We start from the raw sequence: 16,578 nt of genomic DNA, 5'->3' as shown, positions 1-16,578 counted from the left end.
CCTGGAATACAGGCTCCGAAAATCAGATCTTTGCCGCTCTGACATCTGCGGCGTGAAAATAATTGTTTCCGGCAGCATCCTGTGCTGTCCTGATGCTATTAAAATAACATAATTTTTGCACTTATGCAATCCTTAATATGAATTGTTATATGCCTGTGGCTGCAAAAAAGCTGCGGAGCACTGGCCCCGCAGCTTTTTGCCTTCAAAAGATACATTCTGTATATTTTCTGTTTTCCAAATTACGGAGTTCTTTCCTGCTTCCGCCCGCTTTTAGCAGATCTGTGCTCCTGCCGGCATATCCTTCTCCGGCGTCATGAGGGCCAGATTGCCGTCTGCATCCTCAGCGCAGAGCAGCATGCCCTCTGAGAGCACACCTGCCAGCTTGGCCGGCTTCAGGTTCACAAGCACCATGACCTTCTTGCCTACCATCTCCTCCGGCGTGTAGTTGGACTTAATGCCGGACACGATCTGTTTGATCTGGCTTCCCACGCGCACCTTGGAGCAGAGAAGCTTTTTGGACTTCTTCACAGCCTCGCACTCGATGATCTCGCCCACCTGGAACTGCATTTTTCCGAACTCCTCAAATGTGATCTCCGGCTTTGCCTCTATATCGATCACATTTTCCGCTTCTTCCTTCTCTTCCACATGGGGATGAAGCTCCTCCACCTTTTTCATGACCTCCTCAAGATCCAGTCTCTGGAAGAGGATCTCCGGCTTCTCTGTCACCTTGCCGTCTCCCAGCTGTGCCAGGATCTTCTCTGATGTCTCAGGCATAAAGGGCTCCAGCGCCGCCGCGCCGGCTTTGATGCTCTCGATCAGATTAAAGAGCACAGTCTCGAGGCGGTCCCTCTTTACCTCGTCCTTTGCAAGGGCCCAGGGCATGGTCTCATCAATGTATTTGTTGCAGCGCTTGAACAGGGTAAAGATCTCTGTGATGGCATCCGCCACCCGCAGGTCGTCCATTTTGCTCTCCACTGCCTTTGGCATGTTCTCTGTCACAGCCTTCAGATCCGCGTCCACTTCCCCGGACACGCCCTTGTCTGTCACTGTGCCGCCAAAGTATTTATTTGTCATGGAAATCGTGCGGTTTACCAGATTTCCAAGGGTGTTTGCCAGGTCAGAGTTCATTCTCTCTACCATCAGCTCCCAGGAGATCACGCCGTCGTTGTCAAAGGGCATCTCATGGAGCACAAAGTAGCGCACAGCGTCCACGCCGAAGAAATCCACCAGCTCATCCGCGTAGAGCACATTTCCCTTGGACTTGCTCATCTTGCCGTCTCCCTGGAGAAGCCATGGGTGCCCAAACACCTGCTTGGGAAGGGGCAGATCCAGGGCCATGAGGAAGATGGGCCAGTAAATGGTGTGGAAACGGATAATATCCTTTCCGATCAAATGGAGGTCTGCCGGCCAGTTTTTCTTGAACTGCTCTGTGCTCTCCCCGTCACAGTCATATCCGATTCCGGTAATATAGTTGGTCAGGGCGTCCAGCCACACGTACACTACATGGTCCGGGTCAAAGTCCACCGGAATTCCCCATTTAAAGGAGGTCCTGGACACGCACAGATCCTGCAGTCCCGGGAGGAGGAAATTGTTCATCATCTCATTTTTCCTTGACACCGGCTGGATGAACTCGGGATGGGTGTTGATGTGCTCGATGAGCCGGTCCGCATATTTGCTCATCTTAAAGAAATAGGCCTCTTCCTTTGCAGGCTGCACCTCCCGGCCGCAGTCCGGACATTTGCCATCCACAAGCTGGGACTCTGTGAAGAAGGACTCGCAGGGAGTGCAGTACATCCCCTCGTAATATCCCTTGTAAATATCTCCCTGGTCGTACAGCTTTTTGAAAATCTTCTGCACCTGCTTCTCGTGATCCGGATCCGTGGTGCGGATGAACTTGTCGTAGGAGGTGTTCATCAGATCCCAGATTCTCTTAATCTCCCCTGCCACATTGTCCACAAACTCCTTTGGCGTCACGCCGGCTTCCTCGGCCTTCAGCTCGATCTTCTGCCCGTGCTCGTCGGTTCCGGTCTGGAAGAACACGTCATACCCCTGGCTCCTCTTGTACCTGGCAATGGCGTCTGCCAGCACGATCTCGTAGGTGTTCCCGATGTGGGGCTTGCCTGATGTGTAAGCAATGGCTGTTGTGATGTAATACTTCTGTTTTTCCATACTCTCTACTCTCCTTTTTTCATAAAAAAATCTTCTCTGACTCCCATTGGAAATCAGAGAAGACGAATTTACCGTGTTACCACTTCTCATTCACTCCTGCCTCGCGGCAGAAACCTCATAAGGTGCCGGTTCGGCCGACATCTCTCCGCTGTAGAGGGCGGTCCCTTCACAGACTTACATTGAGCACTTAGGCTTCTCCCCGTTCGTCTGCGCCGCTCGGAAGCCATCTTCAGCCCGCTTCCATCCATTTCCTCTCAGCATACGGAAATTTCTCTGTAAAACTTTCCCGAACCTACTCTCTTCGTCACAGCGTTTCTATTATGAAAAATAATCTGTCTCAAATCGTAGCATAGGGGAAGAGAAATGTCAAGGTGTCAGCTCCATGCATATACTGTTAAAAACCCTAATTGGAAATGAACATGAATGATCACTATCCCTTTTTCAACACCCCGCTCCCCTACGCCTATGACGCCCTGGAGCCCTTCATCGACGAAAAGACCATGCGGCTGCACCATGACCGGCATCTCCAGACATATATCGACAACCTGAACCAGCTCCTTGAAGCTGATCCATCTCTTCAGAAGTACTCTCTGACAGAGCTGCTGGTCAGCCGTGACAGACTGCCCTGCCAGCTCCGGACTCCTCTGCTCAACAACGCGGGCGGTGTGTTCAATCACCGCTTCTTCTTTGAGGGCATGACAAAGGCAGGCACCCGGGGACAGGCGCCCGCCCTCTCTACGCAGATAACCAGACAGTTCGGCAGCACGGAACATTTCAGATCCTGCTTTAAGGGGGCCGCCCTCTCTGTGTTCGGCTCCGGCTACGCGTGGCTTGTCTGGGAAAAGGGCGCTTTATGCATCGCCACCTCCGCGAACCAGGACACGCCAAACCTGCGCTGCTGCCTGCCGCTGCTGGCCATAGACGTCTGGGAGCACGCCTACTATCTGAAGCATTACAACATGCGCGCCAGCTATATCGACGACTGGTTCCGGGTCGTAAACTGGTCCTGCGCGGAAGCCCGTTTCCGCCGCTGCATGTGAGATCATATGAGCAGCATCTCCTGCTCCAAACCCTTGCCGGTCTTCAGCATCTCCTGCCTGAGCTCTTCCAGCTCCTCCGGCAGGTCTGCGCTCATCCTCTCCAGGTCCCGGAGCGCTCCCGGCTCCATCTTATATCCCGACGACAGGTGGCGTCGGTAGAGCTCTGCGCTCATATACAGCGGCCTGACATCCGGGAAGAGATTGTCCTGGATGAAGCAGAAGATACGAAGTCCTCCGAAATCCATGTCCCCGCTGTGCAGATATTCCACGGTCCTGTCCTTCAGCACTTCCGCAAGGTTCTTCAGGAAATCTCTCTCCTTGGGAGAGAGGAAGCCGTGGGTGAAGACATACAGTGTCTCCTCCTCAAAGGGCTCGCAGATAAAGCTGGCCCTGTTCTCTATCGTCACGATCCGCCGGATGTTCTGCTGCCGGCAGATGCGGGCGCTCTTCAGCGTCTCGCTGTTGAGGACCGTGCCGTACCGCAGCTTTCCCAGGTCCACAGTCTGCCCTTCGATCTCCAGGCGCAGCGGCCCCTTCACCTCCATCTGCTGGGAGTACTCTTCTATGTAGAGCCAGGAGAGCACCTGGGAGTCATCCATAGCTCTGTCTATATCCGGGTGGTAGTCCCGTGCCATCTGGACCACCCAGCCCCTGAACCCGGCCGGGTCATCCCTGAAAATCTTGGGACGCCCCAGATACCGGCTGCTGAAGATCTGTACATAGACAGGCTCCTCCAGCTCATCCAGCCCCTTCAGGCAGGCAAAGTACTGCTCCTTTCTCCCCTGTCCGAAGATCCGGCTCAACTCCTTTGCCTTCAGCTTTCCGCTGTACGCCTCCCTCCAGCGGTCTCTGACATAGTCCCTGAGCCACTGTCTGCGCAGTGCACCGGCCAGCTCCTCCAGCTCCCGCTTGTACGCGGCGGCAGTCTCATACTTGGGCGTCTTTCCCGCCATTTTATAATAGACGGGCATGTCTTTGTTATAGTAGTGAAATTCGCTGAAATCCTGCTTATAATTCTGCCAGCGCACTTCCTTTTTGGGGATCAGTCCCAGGCGCTCCAGCTCCAGCATCTCCCGGACCACCAGGTCACGGCCTGCTCCCCTCGGGGCGCCCGCCTCCCTCTCCGCTTTATCAAAATCCTCCTGATGGATCTTCAGGCTGCGGCGCCCCTCCAGGGAATGGTTCCAGTCATTTTTCTTCTTCTCATAATTTTCAATGATCTTCCTGACAATGTAGCCGCCTCTGTATCCGTCCACAGAATTACCTCCGCTCCTGTTCTCCGCGCCGATCTTCGCTCCCGGTGTGTCTTCCGCCTGTATCCCGGCTTATTCTTCAGCCTCCTCCATCAGCTCGTCAAAATCCTGCTTCTCAAACTCCATGATGGAGATGTTCTGCTTGTCCGGGTTGGCGAAGACAAAGGTCTTGTCCACGTTCTCCAGATAGTTCTGGATCTTGTCGTTGGTGGCGCTGATGATAGCCTGGAAGCCAAGCCCCCGGATCAGCTCGATGCAGGTAGCCACCTTCTCCGCATCCATCTTGGAAAAGGCCTCGTCCAGGATGACAAGGCGGATGGTGGGGTTCCTGCGGACTCTGGGCGAATAGTCCAGACGGTAGAGCTGGGCAAAGCTGGCCAGAAGCGCCACATAGAGGGGATTCTGGCCCTCCCCGCCGGAGTTCTTGGAGATCATCTTTCCAAGACCAATGTGCATGTTCTTCTCGCCCCGCACGATCTGCTGCATGTCAAAGGAGAGGTATGTGCGGTAGTCCGAGTATTTCCGCATATTCTGCTTTGCCTCCTCCATCTCCTCGGCGGAGGCGTTCTCCGGCGGGATGAAGATCTGGATCAGCTCCCCTATCAGCTCCCCGTACTTCTCCTCGTGCTCCATGGTAAACAGGTTCATCTGGTTCTCCATATTGTAGGAGAGCTGGGAAGGATCGATCTCCAGGGAGTCGTCCATGAACATGTCATAGTATTCCCCGTAGGCCCCCTTGTTCCTGGTGATCACAAACTGGTACTTGTCCTTTCCGAAGTCCAGCCGGCTGATGATCCGGTTCAGCTCATCCTTTCGCTGGAGCGCCTCCTTGATGGCGCTGCGGATCTTGTAGATAAAGTCCTCCTTGAAATGCTGGACCGCGGTCCTGGCCTGCTCCGCCGCTTTCTCCTTGTACTCCTCCAGATGGTCGCACTGGAGCGTGTTCAGGAGCTTCTCGTAATCTCCATTGTCCTCCGCGCTGGCCGAGAATGTGCGGTGGGGGTACTCCCGCAGGTAGCTGCTGCGGATGTCCACCAGCTCCTGGTATCTCTTCTCCCTCTCCTCCCGGCAGACAGCCTGCTCCCGGAAGCAGAGATTTTTCAGGTACTCATAGTTGGAGCTCTTCCTGCTCTCCATATAGGATTGGAAGCTCTCCGCAAATTCTTCGTTTTCTTTGAAACTTTTCTGTTTCTCATTTAACTCTTCATCCAAATCCAGATACTCCTGATCCGCCTCCTGGATCCTTCTCTCATGCTGCCAGATGGCCTTCTGGATGCCGTCTGCCTGCTGCTTTTTCCTTGTCTGGCGCTCCCTCAGCTCCTCCTTCTCCCGCTCAAGCCTGCCTACATTCTCCTCCTTGAGCTCCTGTATCTGGCTCTGCAGCATTTCTCTTTCTTTTTCCTTCTCGCCGATCATCCGGATATCCTTTATCATGCTCAAGTACTCTCCGGCGGGGCGGTCCAGATAGTCCATGGCAAGGACAGAGCGGATCTCCTCCTGGCGCTCTTCCAGGGGCACCCTCTGCTTCTCCAGCTTCTCCAGCTTTTCCTCCAGCCTCTTTCTCCTCTTCCGGAGACTGTTCTCGCCGATAGAGGCGCGCTCTGTGTAATTCTCCGGATTGATATGCTGCAGCTTATAGCTCTTGTACAGCATGCACCCGGGGGTGATGCCCACAGTCTGCTGCCGCAGCTCGTCGATATCCCGGCACTTGATCACCCTGCCAAGAAGGAAATCCGTGTAGACCTGGGCAAAGTCTGTCCCCGCCTTCACCTCCTCTGCCAGAGCACCCTCCCTGACCGGGTGGCTGCCCTGCATGAGGCGCTCCGTGTCCACCACGGCGGCGCGCCAGAATTTCTTTTTATCCATGGTCTCATAGATCTCCATGGCCTCCTTTGCGTAGGCCGGCTCCACCATGAGGGACAGCTTGTTGTTCCCCAGATAGCCCTCCACCGCATTGTGCCATGTCTCGTCCCTGACCTCCAGCATATCCGCCAAAATCTGTACGTTCACAAATTTTCCGGCCCTCTTCTGGAGCTCCTCCCGGATATAGTATCTGGCCTCCTCCAGCTCCCGGGGATAGGCCTTCTTTCCCTGCTTCAGGTCAGCGATCTCCTGGCGGGCCGCCTGCATCTCCTTTTTCATAGCCCGAAGCTGGGCGCCCAGCTCGCCTCTCTCCTCCTCCAGCTCCCGCCGGATGTCGGTGAAATTGTCCTTGAGCCGCTGGAGCTCCTCCTCTGTGATGCTGCCCTGGCAGAGCTTTTCCATATCTCTGAGCATGGGGTTGGACACCATGTCCTGCTTCTTCCACTCCTCCATGCTCTCCTTTGTCTTCTGCAGGCTGCTCCTGCTGGCGGACAGATGCTCCAGGAACAGATTGACCTGGGAGAGCTTATCCTTCAGCTCCTCGTACCCGGTCTGGGCAATGCGGACGATGATGTCCTCGTACTGCCTCTGCAGCTCCTCCGCCTCCCTGTCTGTCCTCTCCTTCAGGCTCTGCTGCTCCTTTTTCTCCTTCTCCTCCTGGGCCTTCCGGTCCCGGATGCCCTCCAGACGGCGGCGAAGCTGGAGGATTTCCAGGCGCAGGGCCCGGTACAGCCAGCTCTCCTCCTCTGTCTTTTTCTCCTTATAGAGAGAGAAACTTTCTTCTATTTTTGTCAACGATTGAATTTCTTTCAGTGTAGCCTCAATCTTGCTGCGCATCTGCCCGTAGCGCATGACGCTCTCCTGCATGTCCTGGATCTCGATATCCTGCTCCATGCAGATGTACTCCTTCACAAAGTCCTCCAGCCGGATGTTCATGCGGAAGGGGATCGCCCTCTTGAAAAGCCTGGGGAACTTCTCCTTGTCCAGCCCTCCCAGATACACGTCGTAGAGCTGGCGGCGGAACCTCTCATTGCTGGGGCCGCAGTAGTAGCCGTCCTGGGGGAAATTCCTCTGCAGATACTCCCGCACCTCCACGGTGGACAGGACCCGCCCCTCTCCACGGTACAGGTTGGGAAGGAGTTCGCCCCTGTGCCAGAAGAAGAGGCGGCTGATCTCGTTGGTGGCCGTCTCCACGTCAAAGGAGGCGCCCACGCACTCCTGCTCTCCGGTGACGCTGTTTGTGAACTCCAGCACGATGGTGCTGGAAAAATTTTTGTTTCTCCGATACTGGGACTCATTGTTGTCGCTGATGTTGACCATGCCCCGCAGATACTCGATCAGGCTCCGGTCCGAGTCATCGGCCGCCGCCTTGTTGAAAAAGCCCCGCCCATCCGTGTTGGCGTACAGGACGATCTGAAGCGCGTCAATGACTGTGGACTTTCCGCTTCCCGAGTGGCCGGTAAAGAAATTTACTTCCTTGTTCAGCGACAACACCTTTCTGTCTATATAATGCCAGTTATTCAGACAGATCTTCGATAGTATTTTGAACGCCTGTTTCGTCTCCACTGTTCTCCTCCTCGCCAAATGTCTTTAAGAGCGCCCGGATATCGTCCCCGGTGAGTACCATGTTGATGGTAGGGTAAATGATCATCCTGGTCCCCTCGTTTAACTCCTCCAGAATGTCCAGAGGCTCTATGATCTGATATTTCTTCAGAAGGGCAATGCTGCGCCGTATCTCCGTGGGAGACGGCAGGGATTTCATCACCTGGAACTCCCCGGCTTTGCCGTTCACCGCCCCCAGCGTTGTCACGATCCTTGTGCTGGACGACACCTGGGCCATCTGCTCGTCGTACAGAATCTTCAGCACAAGGATGTAAATGGTGGCAAGCCGCGGAAGCTTCTCGCCCATGAGCATGCCGTCCCGGATGTAGATCACGCCCAGGTAGATATTTTCCACAAGCTCAATGCCCGCCACCTGGAAGTACGCCTTCAAAAATTCCATGTGCTGGACACAGATCTTATACTCCCTGCTGTACTGCCATCTCTCGGCCCTCCTGTCGTATTTTCTCTCCAGAATAAAGGTCTGCCTGTACAGAAGCCGGATCACTTCGGTAATCTGCTCCCTCTCCTCATCGCTTAGCTGCTCTGTGTAATCGATCATATCCTTCTCACACCCTCCTGCGCACGAATGTCAGCTTCGGATAGCGGTATTTCCCGCTCTCCACCAGGCCGCCTTCCTCGATCACCTGGTACCTGCTGCCGTGCTTTGTACTGTAGTCGTAGGCCAGGATGATCTTCTCAAAATCCTCGTCATCCTCCACCTTCATATCCGCGAGCCGCATCTGCTCTCCGGTCATATGCTCCTCAATGAACTCCTCGATCTGCTTCCTCGTATACCGGGTGTGGATGCGGTTCAGCTTCAGGACGTCCTCCTTTGAGAGCTCCCGGGGCTCCTCCTCCCGCTCAAGCTGGCTGACAAAATCCTTCTTCGGCCTTCTCCTCTTGTAGAGGGATTTCTCCGACAGGATTTCAAAGAGGGACAGGTTCATCCGCGAGGCAGTCTTACGGATCCTCTCCTCCTCCTTTCCCTCTTTTCCGAGCTGGTTCAGAAGCTGGATCACAAGCCCCTTTGTGTCCGTCTCCCCGTTCAGGAGATAGTTGAGCCTGGTCACAGTGGCCCGGATGTACTTTGTGTTCTCCTTGTCCATATTGGCGATGCGCCGCTCAATGTCGTCAAAGCTCCTCTCGATCCGGTCCAGGATGTCCAGCCCCTCCTCGCCGATGCGGTCGTAGATCGTCTCGTCCTCCCGCATTTTCTCCAGGCACTCTTTGATATCCATTTTGTAAATGTAAAAGTTGTCGCTTGTCTTTAAAATGTGGTATTTCTTCCGGACAACCTCCTCCACATACCCCTCCAGGTGCTCGGCCAGGAGCTGGCCGTACTCCTTCTGCTCCAGCAGCCGCCCGTAAAACCGGTCCATATTGTGGAGCATATCCTGCAGAGCCTTATTAAGCTTCCTCGTGTTCACCAGGGCGGAGCGGAGCATGGCGCTGTTCAGCCTGGGATTGTTCTGGAAGGAGTACAAAGTGGCGTACACGTTCTGGATGTACAGCTCCGTGTCCTCCATCCCCTCCCGGGTCAGCCGGTCAAAGGCCTCTATGAAAATGGCTGCGTAGTCGGGGATGACAATATTGGTCACAAGGGTATTAAAATCCTCGATCTTTTTCAGCCACTGAGTCTTAAGGAGCCAGTTCAGGATCCTGGATGCCGGCGTCTCCAGCATGTCCAGCTCGTCCTCCGACTCTTCCGCCTCCAGGGTGACCTTCTTCTGGGTATAGAAATTCCCCAGGATCTCCAGGCACACCTCCCGGCTCAGGAAGTAATTGTTGTACTCGTATTCCTCGTTGATCTGAAGCAGCGCTTCTATGTATATATCCCGGTTTCTGGAGCGGAACAGGCTCCAGAAGGAGTCCGGGATTTCGTATAGGTATTTCATATGCTTCTCCTGTCTTTTCATATGGGACAAATGCACAACCATTATACCACATCTCCCAAACCCGTGAAAACCGCTTTTCCCGGGCGAATTTTCCCCGTCTGCCCCGCATATCTATAGATAAAATACTCTGTTCATTCCAGGAGGCGTCCATGCGCAAAAAGTGTACTTCCCTCATGCTTCTCGTCTGCCTGCTGCTTCCCTGTCTGACCTCCTGCAGCCTGTTCCCCGGTCCTGACGAAAATGACCTCTTCCGCCAGTTCACCCTGGAGCTGTTCCGGCAGGAGGTGGCAGCCGACACCATCACACTCCACTATACGGTAAAGGAGCCGGAAAGCTACGGCATCCAGGACGCGCCTGTGACCCTGGGATCCTTTGGCGCCGACACAGCCGCCTCCGCCGCATCCCTTGAGAACTGCCTGGCCCTCCTGGAGGATTTCCGGTACAAAAAGCTCTCCCCGGAAAACCAGCTCACCTTCGATGTGCTGAAGTCCTGGCTGGAGACAGCCCTCCAGGGCTCTCCCTACGCCCTCTACGAGGAGCCCTTAAGTCCCCTCACCGGCGTCCAGGCCCAGCTCCCCATCCTCCTGTGCGAGTTCTCCTTTGACACCCCGGAGGACGTGGACACCTACCTGGCTCTCCTGGAGGAGGTTCCCGCCTACTTTGACTCCCTCATCTCCTTTGAGCAGGCAAAGTCAAGGGCCGGGCTTTTCATGTCCTCAAGGAACGCCCAGGATGTGCTGGACGAGTGCGCCGCCTTCACCGCCCTGGGAGACAGCCACTACCTTTTCTCCTCCTTCCAGTCCAGGCTGGAAAAGCTGACAGAGCTCACCGACAGCCAGAAAGAGGCCTGCATCCTGCAGCACCGGGATCTGGTGTATGACTGCCTGTTCCCCGCCTACAACCGTCTGACGGCCGCCGTGTCCGCCCTGAAGGACACAGGCACAAACGAGTGCGGCCTGTGCTATTACCCGGATGGGAAAAAATACTATGAGTACATCGTGAAGCGGGACACCGGCTCCGCCCGCACAGTCCCCCAGCTCCAGAACCTGACCAGAGAGCAAATGATGGAGGATCTGTCCGCCATGCAGTCCGTAGCTCCCCTGTCCCAAGGGGAGGGAGAAGCGCCGGAGGAGACGAAGGCCGCCTCCGCCTCCATTTTCACCCTGGATGACTCTAACCCGGAAGCCATCCTAGCAGATCTGAGGGAGAAGACTGCCTCCTCCTTCCCCTCCCTGCCGGAGGTCACCGCAGAGATCAAATTCGTGCAGGAGGAGATGGCGGAGTACGTAAGCCCCGCCTTCTACATGGTGCCCGCGGTGGACAACGCAGAGGAAAATGTGATCTACATCAACCAGGGACACCTCCCCGACGACCTGACACTCTTCACCACCCTGGCCCACGAGGGCTATCCGGGGCATCTCTACCAGAACGTGTACTACGCTTCCACGGATCCTGACCCTGTCCGCAGTCTCCTCTCCTTCGGGGGCTACACAGAGGGCTGGGCCACCTATGTGGAAATGCTCTCCTACTACTTCACCGGCATGGATGAGGACAGAGCTCTCCTGGAGCAGCGGAACGCCTCTGTCATCTTAGGTCTCTACGCCCTGGCCGACATGGGCATCCACTACGACGGCTGGTCTCTTACCGAGACGGTGGCCTTCTTCCGCAGCTTCGGCATCACGGACACAGAGACCATACGGGACATCTACGACCTTATCCTCGGAGACCCGGGCAATTATCTGAAATACTATATCGGGTATGTGGAATTTCTGGAGCTGAAAAAGACGGCCGTCAGAGAATGGGGAGAGGACTTCTCCCAGAAACGGTTTCACAAGGCCGTGCTGGACACCGGGCCCGCGCCCTTTGAGATCGTGGAGAGGGCGGTGCGGGAAGCGAGGTAGGGACGGATCGTCTTTGCAGTGGAGAAGCTTTACTGGAACAGATACCTGTATTTCCACATCTGCCATCGCAGGATCTGTTCCACCCGCTCCAGCACATCCTCAGAGTAGCAGGATCTGCACTCCTCCAGTACTTCTATTGCCTCTTTTACAGAAAACCGGAAATGCACCTGCTGGCCATACATTTCTTCCGCAGCATCCATCTGTTCATCAAAGCTTCTTGAAAACGGCTTTGCCTCGATTTTCTCCATACATTTTTCCAAGGCTTCCCCCAGGGGAAAGACCGTCATTGTGTCCGCAAGCAGCGCCAGGCCATGATCAAAATACGGGCAGTGCCGAAACCGTCTGGTCTCCGGCTGATAGATCACCCCAATGTTATTGGTATGCCTGTCCTCATTCAGGAAAAAGGCGTCTATCTCCAGCATAGCCGTAAGATATTTCCCAAAATCTGTCAATCCCGTAATCTCTGTGATCACATTCACCAGATAGCAGATGCGATCCTTCACATCCGCCATGTGAGCCATGGTCCTTGCCGCGCTTTTCCCTGTGTACAGACGGATCAGCTTTTCCACTGTGAGAAGAGACTCACCCTCCATTAAAAAGCTCCTGCTTCTGCACCCTGTATACACATGTGATCTATATTCCATTTCCACCGGTTCATAGAGAACCGTTTCCAAAATCCCTGAGCGGGACAGAAGAGAGGATACAACTGTCTCCGCCAGCCCCTCGTATCCCATGCAGTCCGCTTTATACCAGTAGCTTCCACCCCTTGCCTTCAGCTGGTTTCCCTTTGACGAGTGCCCCCTCAGATCATCCCGGTTCAGAATATCCAGCTTTATCCTTCCTGACATAGCGCGCCCTCCCGGTAATGTATTCTGATCCACTGATCGTCTTCAGCCATTCTCCCCTCTGTCTCTTCTATGATCAGCATGGGGTCGTAAAAGTCCACCCCCATATCTCTCAGAAGCTCCTTTAAATGAAACCTTGTCCTGGGAACACATCTGTCCTCCAGAAACTCCCTGAATTCCTCCCAGCCAGGCGTTTTATTGACCCCAAAGGCTGTCAGAGGAAGCTGGTCCGTATGGTTTTCCACATAGATTGTCTGATTTTTCCAATCCACATCGATGACCGTACACACTCTGTCTTTGTACATATATTCCAGCTGCATCTGAACAGAGGGATGACTCTCCCACCGCCTGAGCTCTCCAACATACCGGTAGACCGTAGGCCGGCTGACAGACATCTCCCTTGCAATTCCCGCGACAGATACGCCCTTCCGGTACATTCTGCGTATCGCATCGGCCTTCTCCTCTTCCAGCCCTTTTCTCCCGGCTCCCCTGGGATTTACCGGCCTGGCTCCACGCATCAGCTCATCGTACTTCTTTGCCTTTTCCATAATTTTCTTCCATTGCTCCGGATCATCCGTCCCGAAGATTTCCAGGCACTGCCAAAGAAGCCTTTGCTCCTTCTCCATACCGCTCCCTCCCTTCTATCTTCAGAATATCATAAGATTACAAGAGTGTAAATAAATTAATTTTTTTACTTTTATTTTCTCCTGGTTTCTCCTTCCGTATATAGATATTTCCCCACAAATATGCTATGTTATTCTAAGCAGGGCTCCTCACCGGAGCCCGGAAATCCACACAGAAAAACGCCGGCTGACCGGCTTTCACAGAAAGGACGAAAGATTCATGAAAATAGAAATTCCCGGCTATCCCTCACTGGACCTGAAATATCTTCTTCTGGACTATAACGGCACAATCGCCCTGGACGGCATCATCTCGGAGGCGGTGGCAAACAAGATCCGCCAGCTCTCTGACCTGTTCCACATCTATGTGCTGACGGCTGACACAAACGGCACAGCCCGTCAGATGTGCGAGGGTCTGCCGGTGGACATCCTGACCTTCCCAAATGATGCCGCCATGCAGGAAAAGCAGAACATCCTCTACTCTCTTGGCAAGGAGAACTGCGCCGCCATCGGCAATGGCCGAAACGACCTTCTCATGTGCCGGGAGGCCGCCTTCTCTGTGTCCGTGCTGGGTCAGGAGGGCATGTACGGAAGGCTCATGACAGCCACAGACCTGTGCGTCCCCTCCATTCTGGACGCCATGGAGCTCTTCCTGAAGCCCCACCGCATTATTGCGTCGCTGCGGGGATGATCTACCTCGCCATCCCCGCGGCCAGCACCACGCTGGCGGCCAGCCCGGCAAATGTGGCGATGAGGGCCCCGGCCAGGGTAAACCTCGTCCTCGTCACCTTTGCCGTCATAAAATATACACTCATGGTATAGAAGATCGTCTCCGTGCAGGACATGCTGATAGAGGCTACAAGGCCTATGTATGTATCCGTACCAAATTCCTTGAAAATATCCAGTAGAAGCCCGGTGGCTGCTGAGGAGGAAAACATTTTCACAACAGTGAGAGGCACCAGCTCTCCCGGAAATCCGATCTGGTCTGTCAGCCGACCGATCTGGGAGGCCATCATATCCAGAAATCCAGACGCTCTCAAAATCCCCACCGCGATCATCAGCGCCACCATAGTTGGCATGATCTTCACCACAATATGAAATCCGCTGTTTGCCCCCTCGATAAACGCATCGTACACCTGCACCCTTCTGGACACCCCAAAGCAGACGACCCCCAGTATCACCACAGGGATGATCATGTTCGAAATGATCATAAACAGTTCCATCGCTATCCCTCTTTTCGCTGATCACATCTGAAATACACCTCTCTTATGTATATGAAGAAATCTTGAAAACCATTTCAAAAACGTCTATACTATTTACAGAAATTTTACGTAGCAGAAGGTGATCTCATGCAGAATACAGCACAGAATTCCAGCGATTTCAGCAAGGGAAGCGTAGCCGGAAATATTTTGAGGCTCGCTGTCCCCATGACCTGCGCACAGCTCATCAACGTCTTATATAATGTGGTGGACCGGATCTACATCGGTCACATTCCCCACACCTCCACCCAGGCCCTGACCGGGATCGGCCTCACTCTTCCCGTCATCACTATCATCACTGCCTTTGCCAACCTGTTCGGCACCGGCGGCGCCCCTCTCTTCTCCATTGCCAGGGGAGGAGGCGAGACAGAAAAGGCAAAAAAGATCATGGCAAATTCCTTTACCATGCTCCTTGTAAGCGGTGCGATCCTTGCCGTCCTGTGCTACATTTTCCGCCGCCCGCTGATGTATCTTTTCGGCGCCAGCGATGTAACCTATCCCTATGCGGACGCCTACCTCACTATTTACCTGTGCGGCACGCTCTTTGTGATGGTGAGCCTTGGCATGAACAACTTTATCAACGCCCAGGGCTTCGGCGTCACAGGTATGCTCTCTGTATCCATTGGAGCTGTGCTGAACCTGGTTCTGGATCCCCTGTTTATCTTTGTGTTCGGCATGGGCGTCCAGGGAGCCGCGCTGGCCACCATCATCTCCCAGTTCGTGTCCGCTGTGTGGGTCTTCCATTTCCTCACCGGGAAAAAGGCGGTCATCACTCTGTCCCGCGCTTACATGAAACCGGAGCTTCCAATCATAAAAAAAATCACCGGACTGGGACTGTCCGGCTTTATCATGTCCGTCACGAACGGATCTGTGCAGATCATGTGCAACGCCACCCTGCAGCACTACGGCGGCGACCTGTACGTGGGCATCATGACGGTCATTAACTCCGTGCGGGAGATCATCACCATGCCTGCCAACGGGCTGACAAACGGCGCCCAGCCTGTCATGAGCTACAATTACGGCGCCGGGGAATACAGAAGGGTGAAATCAGCGATCAAATTCACCTCCTGGGCGTGTATCGTATTTTCCTTCTTCGCCTGGGCCCTTTTGTTCTTCTTCCCACACTTTTTCATCCACCTCTTCAACAGCGATCCGGAGCTGATCGAGAAGGGCGTGCCCGCCATGCGCATCTACTTTGCAGGCATCTTCATGATGTCCCTGCAGTTTGCCGGCCAGTCCACAGCCGTGGCCCTGGGCCGCTCCAAGCAGGCGGTCTTCTTCTCCCTGTTCCGGAAGGTGATCATCGTGATCCCGCTGACCCTGATCCTGCCCGCTGTGGGCGGACTTGGCACAGACGGCGTGTTCCTGGCCGAGCCCATCTCCAACTTTGTGGGCGGCACGGCCTGCTTCGTCACCATGCTGCTGACTGTGTGGCCTCTGCTTAACAGGAAGGAAAAAGAAACTGCAAAACAAGATTAAATAGCTGGAGGGCGTCAGGCCCTCCTTTTTCTCTCCATCACCCTGCAAAACAGGATCGCCGCCCCTGTGCTCACCGATGTGGCCAGGATCCCGGCCCCCACGATAGCCGCCGGGTTCACGCTCCCGTACTGGCTGCGATAGGCGATCACGTTCACCGGGATAAGCTGGAGCGAAGAGATATTTATGATAAGGAAGGTGCACATCTCATTGCTGGCGATCCCCCGCTTCCTTGCCGGCCCTGCCGCCCGGCCCGCTCTCCTGTCCTCCTCCAGCTTTCCCAGCTCCTCCATGGCCCGAAGCCCTGCCGGCGTGGCCGCCCAGCCAAGCCCCAGCACATTGGCGATGAAATTCGTGGCAATGTGTTCTCTCGCCGGATGCCCGACCGGCAGTCCCGGGAAAAGGAATTTAAGCACCGGCGCCATCCGCCCTGTCAGCGCCCGGATCAGCCCGCCCCTCTGGGCGATCTCCATGAGCCCTGTCCAGAAGGCCATCACCCCCGCCATGGTGATGCACAGAGTGATGGCCTCCTTGGAGGAGTCCAGCGCCGCGTTGGTCACCTCCACGATATGTCCCGTACACGCCGCATACACGATGCCGACAACGATCATTCCCGCCCAGAGATAATTCAGCATGTCTGTCTCCCTGTAAAATT

13 protein-coding genes and 1 other annotated feature are annotated in these 16,578 nt (G+C 54.8%); of the genes, 4 read left to right on the top strand and 9 right to left on the bottom strand.

Annotation, left to right across the window (positions count from 1 at the left end; translation table 11 throughout):
* Positions 1-270: 270 nt before the first annotated feature.
* On the bottom strand, positions 271-2,259 hold the full coding sequence (gene metG / locus NI21_RS0108195) for a methionine--tRNA ligase (protein WP_081958021.1): 1,989 nt from the start codon (positions 2,257-2,259) through the stop codon (positions 271-273).
* Positions 2,225-2,486: a binding site (T-box leader), on the bottom strand. Its footprint overlaps the gene before it by 35 nt.
* Before the next feature lie 102 nt (positions 2,487-2,588).
* Between metG and NI21_RS0108190 the strand changes: the two genes are divergently transcribed.
* Complete coding sequence (locus tag NI21_RS0108190) at positions 2,589-3,209, top strand: superoxide dismutase (protein WP_033125756.1); 621 nt, start codon at positions 2,589-2,591, stop codon at positions 3,207-3,209.
* 2 nt (positions 3,210-3,211) lie between these two features.
* On the opposite strand, the gene NI21_RS0108185 is transcribed toward NI21_RS0108190, so the two are convergent.
* From NI21_RS0108185 to NI21_RS0108170, 4 genes are all read right to left on the bottom strand, one after another.
* Positions 3,212-4,465 carry a Wadjet anti-phage system protein JetD domain-containing protein gene (locus NI21_RS0108185; protein WP_033125755.1) on the bottom strand — a complete coding sequence of 418 codons (1,254 nt, stop codon included), beginning with the start codon at positions 4,463-4,465 and terminating at the stop codon, positions 3,212-3,214.
* A gap of 69 nt (positions 4,466-4,534) precedes the next feature.
* The gene (locus NI21_RS0108180; protein ID WP_033125754.1) at positions 4,535-7,891 is read right to left on the bottom strand and encodes an ATP-binding protein; all 3,357 of its coding nucleotides are present in this window, start codon (positions 7,889-7,891) and stop codon (positions 4,535-4,537) included.
* The gene (locus NI21_RS0108175; protein WP_033125753.1) at positions 7,842-8,486 is read right to left on the bottom strand and encodes a DUF4194 domain-containing protein; all 645 of its coding nucleotides are present in this window, start codon (positions 8,484-8,486) and stop codon (positions 7,842-7,844) included. Before NI21_RS0108175 ends, NI21_RS0108180 begins: the two co-directional genes overlap by 50 nt.
* A gap of 7 nt (positions 8,487-8,493) precedes the next feature.
* Entirely contained in the window at positions 8,494-9,822 is a 1,329-nt protein-coding gene (locus tag NI21_RS0108170) for a Wadjet anti-phage system protein JetA family protein (protein WP_033125829.1), read from the bottom strand.
* Between the two features lie 149 nt (positions 9,823-9,971).
* Between NI21_RS0108170 and NI21_RS0108165 the strand changes: the two genes are divergently transcribed.
* Complete coding sequence (locus tag NI21_RS0108165; RefSeq protein WP_033125752.1) at positions 9,972-11,723, top strand: DUF885 domain-containing protein; 1,752 nt, start codon at positions 9,972-9,974, stop codon at positions 11,721-11,723.
* Positions 11,724-11,752: 29 nt separating this feature from the next.
* Here the strand turns inward: NI21_RS0108165 and NI21_RS0108160 are convergent, their stop codons facing one another.
* Positions 11,753-12,571: a hypothetical protein gene (locus NI21_RS0108160; RefSeq protein WP_033125751.1), complete on the bottom strand. Its 819-nt coding sequence runs from the start codon at positions 12,569-12,571 to the stop codon at positions 11,753-11,755.
* Positions 12,556-13,194: a helix-turn-helix domain-containing protein gene (locus NI21_RS0108155; RefSeq protein ID WP_052084016.1), complete on the bottom strand. Its 639-nt coding sequence runs from the start codon at positions 13,192-13,194 to the stop codon at positions 12,556-12,558. The genes NI21_RS0108160 and NI21_RS0108155 overlap by 16 nt, the downstream gene beginning before the upstream one ends.
* 217 nt (positions 13,195-13,411) lie before the next feature.
* Here NI21_RS0108155 and NI21_RS0108150 point away from each other — a divergent pair, with 217 nt between their 5' ends.
* Entirely contained in the window at positions 13,412-13,879 is a 468-nt protein-coding gene (locus tag NI21_RS0108150) for an HAD family hydrolase (protein ID WP_033125750.1), read from the top strand.
* Position 13,880: 1 nt separating this feature from the next.
* Here the strand turns inward: NI21_RS0108150 and NI21_RS0108145 are convergent, their stop codons facing one another.
* On the bottom strand, positions 13,881-14,411 hold the full coding sequence (locus NI21_RS0108145) for a spore maturation protein (RefSeq protein ID WP_033125749.1): 531 nt from the start codon (positions 14,409-14,411) through the stop codon (positions 13,881-13,883).
* A gap of 126 nt (positions 14,412-14,537) precedes the next feature.
* Here NI21_RS0108145 and NI21_RS0108140 point away from each other — a divergent pair, with 126 nt between their 5' ends.
* Positions 14,538-15,926 carry an MATE family efflux transporter gene (locus NI21_RS0108140; protein ID WP_033125748.1) on the top strand — a complete coding sequence of 463 codons (1,389 nt, stop codon included), beginning with the start codon at positions 14,538-14,540 and terminating at the stop codon, positions 15,924-15,926.
* Between the two features lie 14 nt (positions 15,927-15,940).
* Here NI21_RS0108140 and NI21_RS0108135 read toward each other — a convergent pair whose 3' ends face one another.
* Positions 15,941-16,558: a nucleoside recognition protein gene (locus tag NI21_RS0108135; RefSeq protein WP_033125827.1), complete on the bottom strand. Its 618-nt coding sequence runs from the start codon at positions 16,556-16,558 to the stop codon at positions 15,941-15,943.
* Positions 16,559-16,578 lie beyond the last annotated feature (20 nt).

The organism is Eubacterium sp. ER2, from assembly GCF_000765215.1.
Taxonomy (GTDB): Bacteria; Bacillota; Clostridia; order Lachnospirales; family Lachnospiraceae; genus Claveliimonas; species Claveliimonas intestinigallinarum.
Note: the sequence above shows the minus strand (reverse complement) of the source record. Positions and strands in the feature narration are given on the sequence as shown.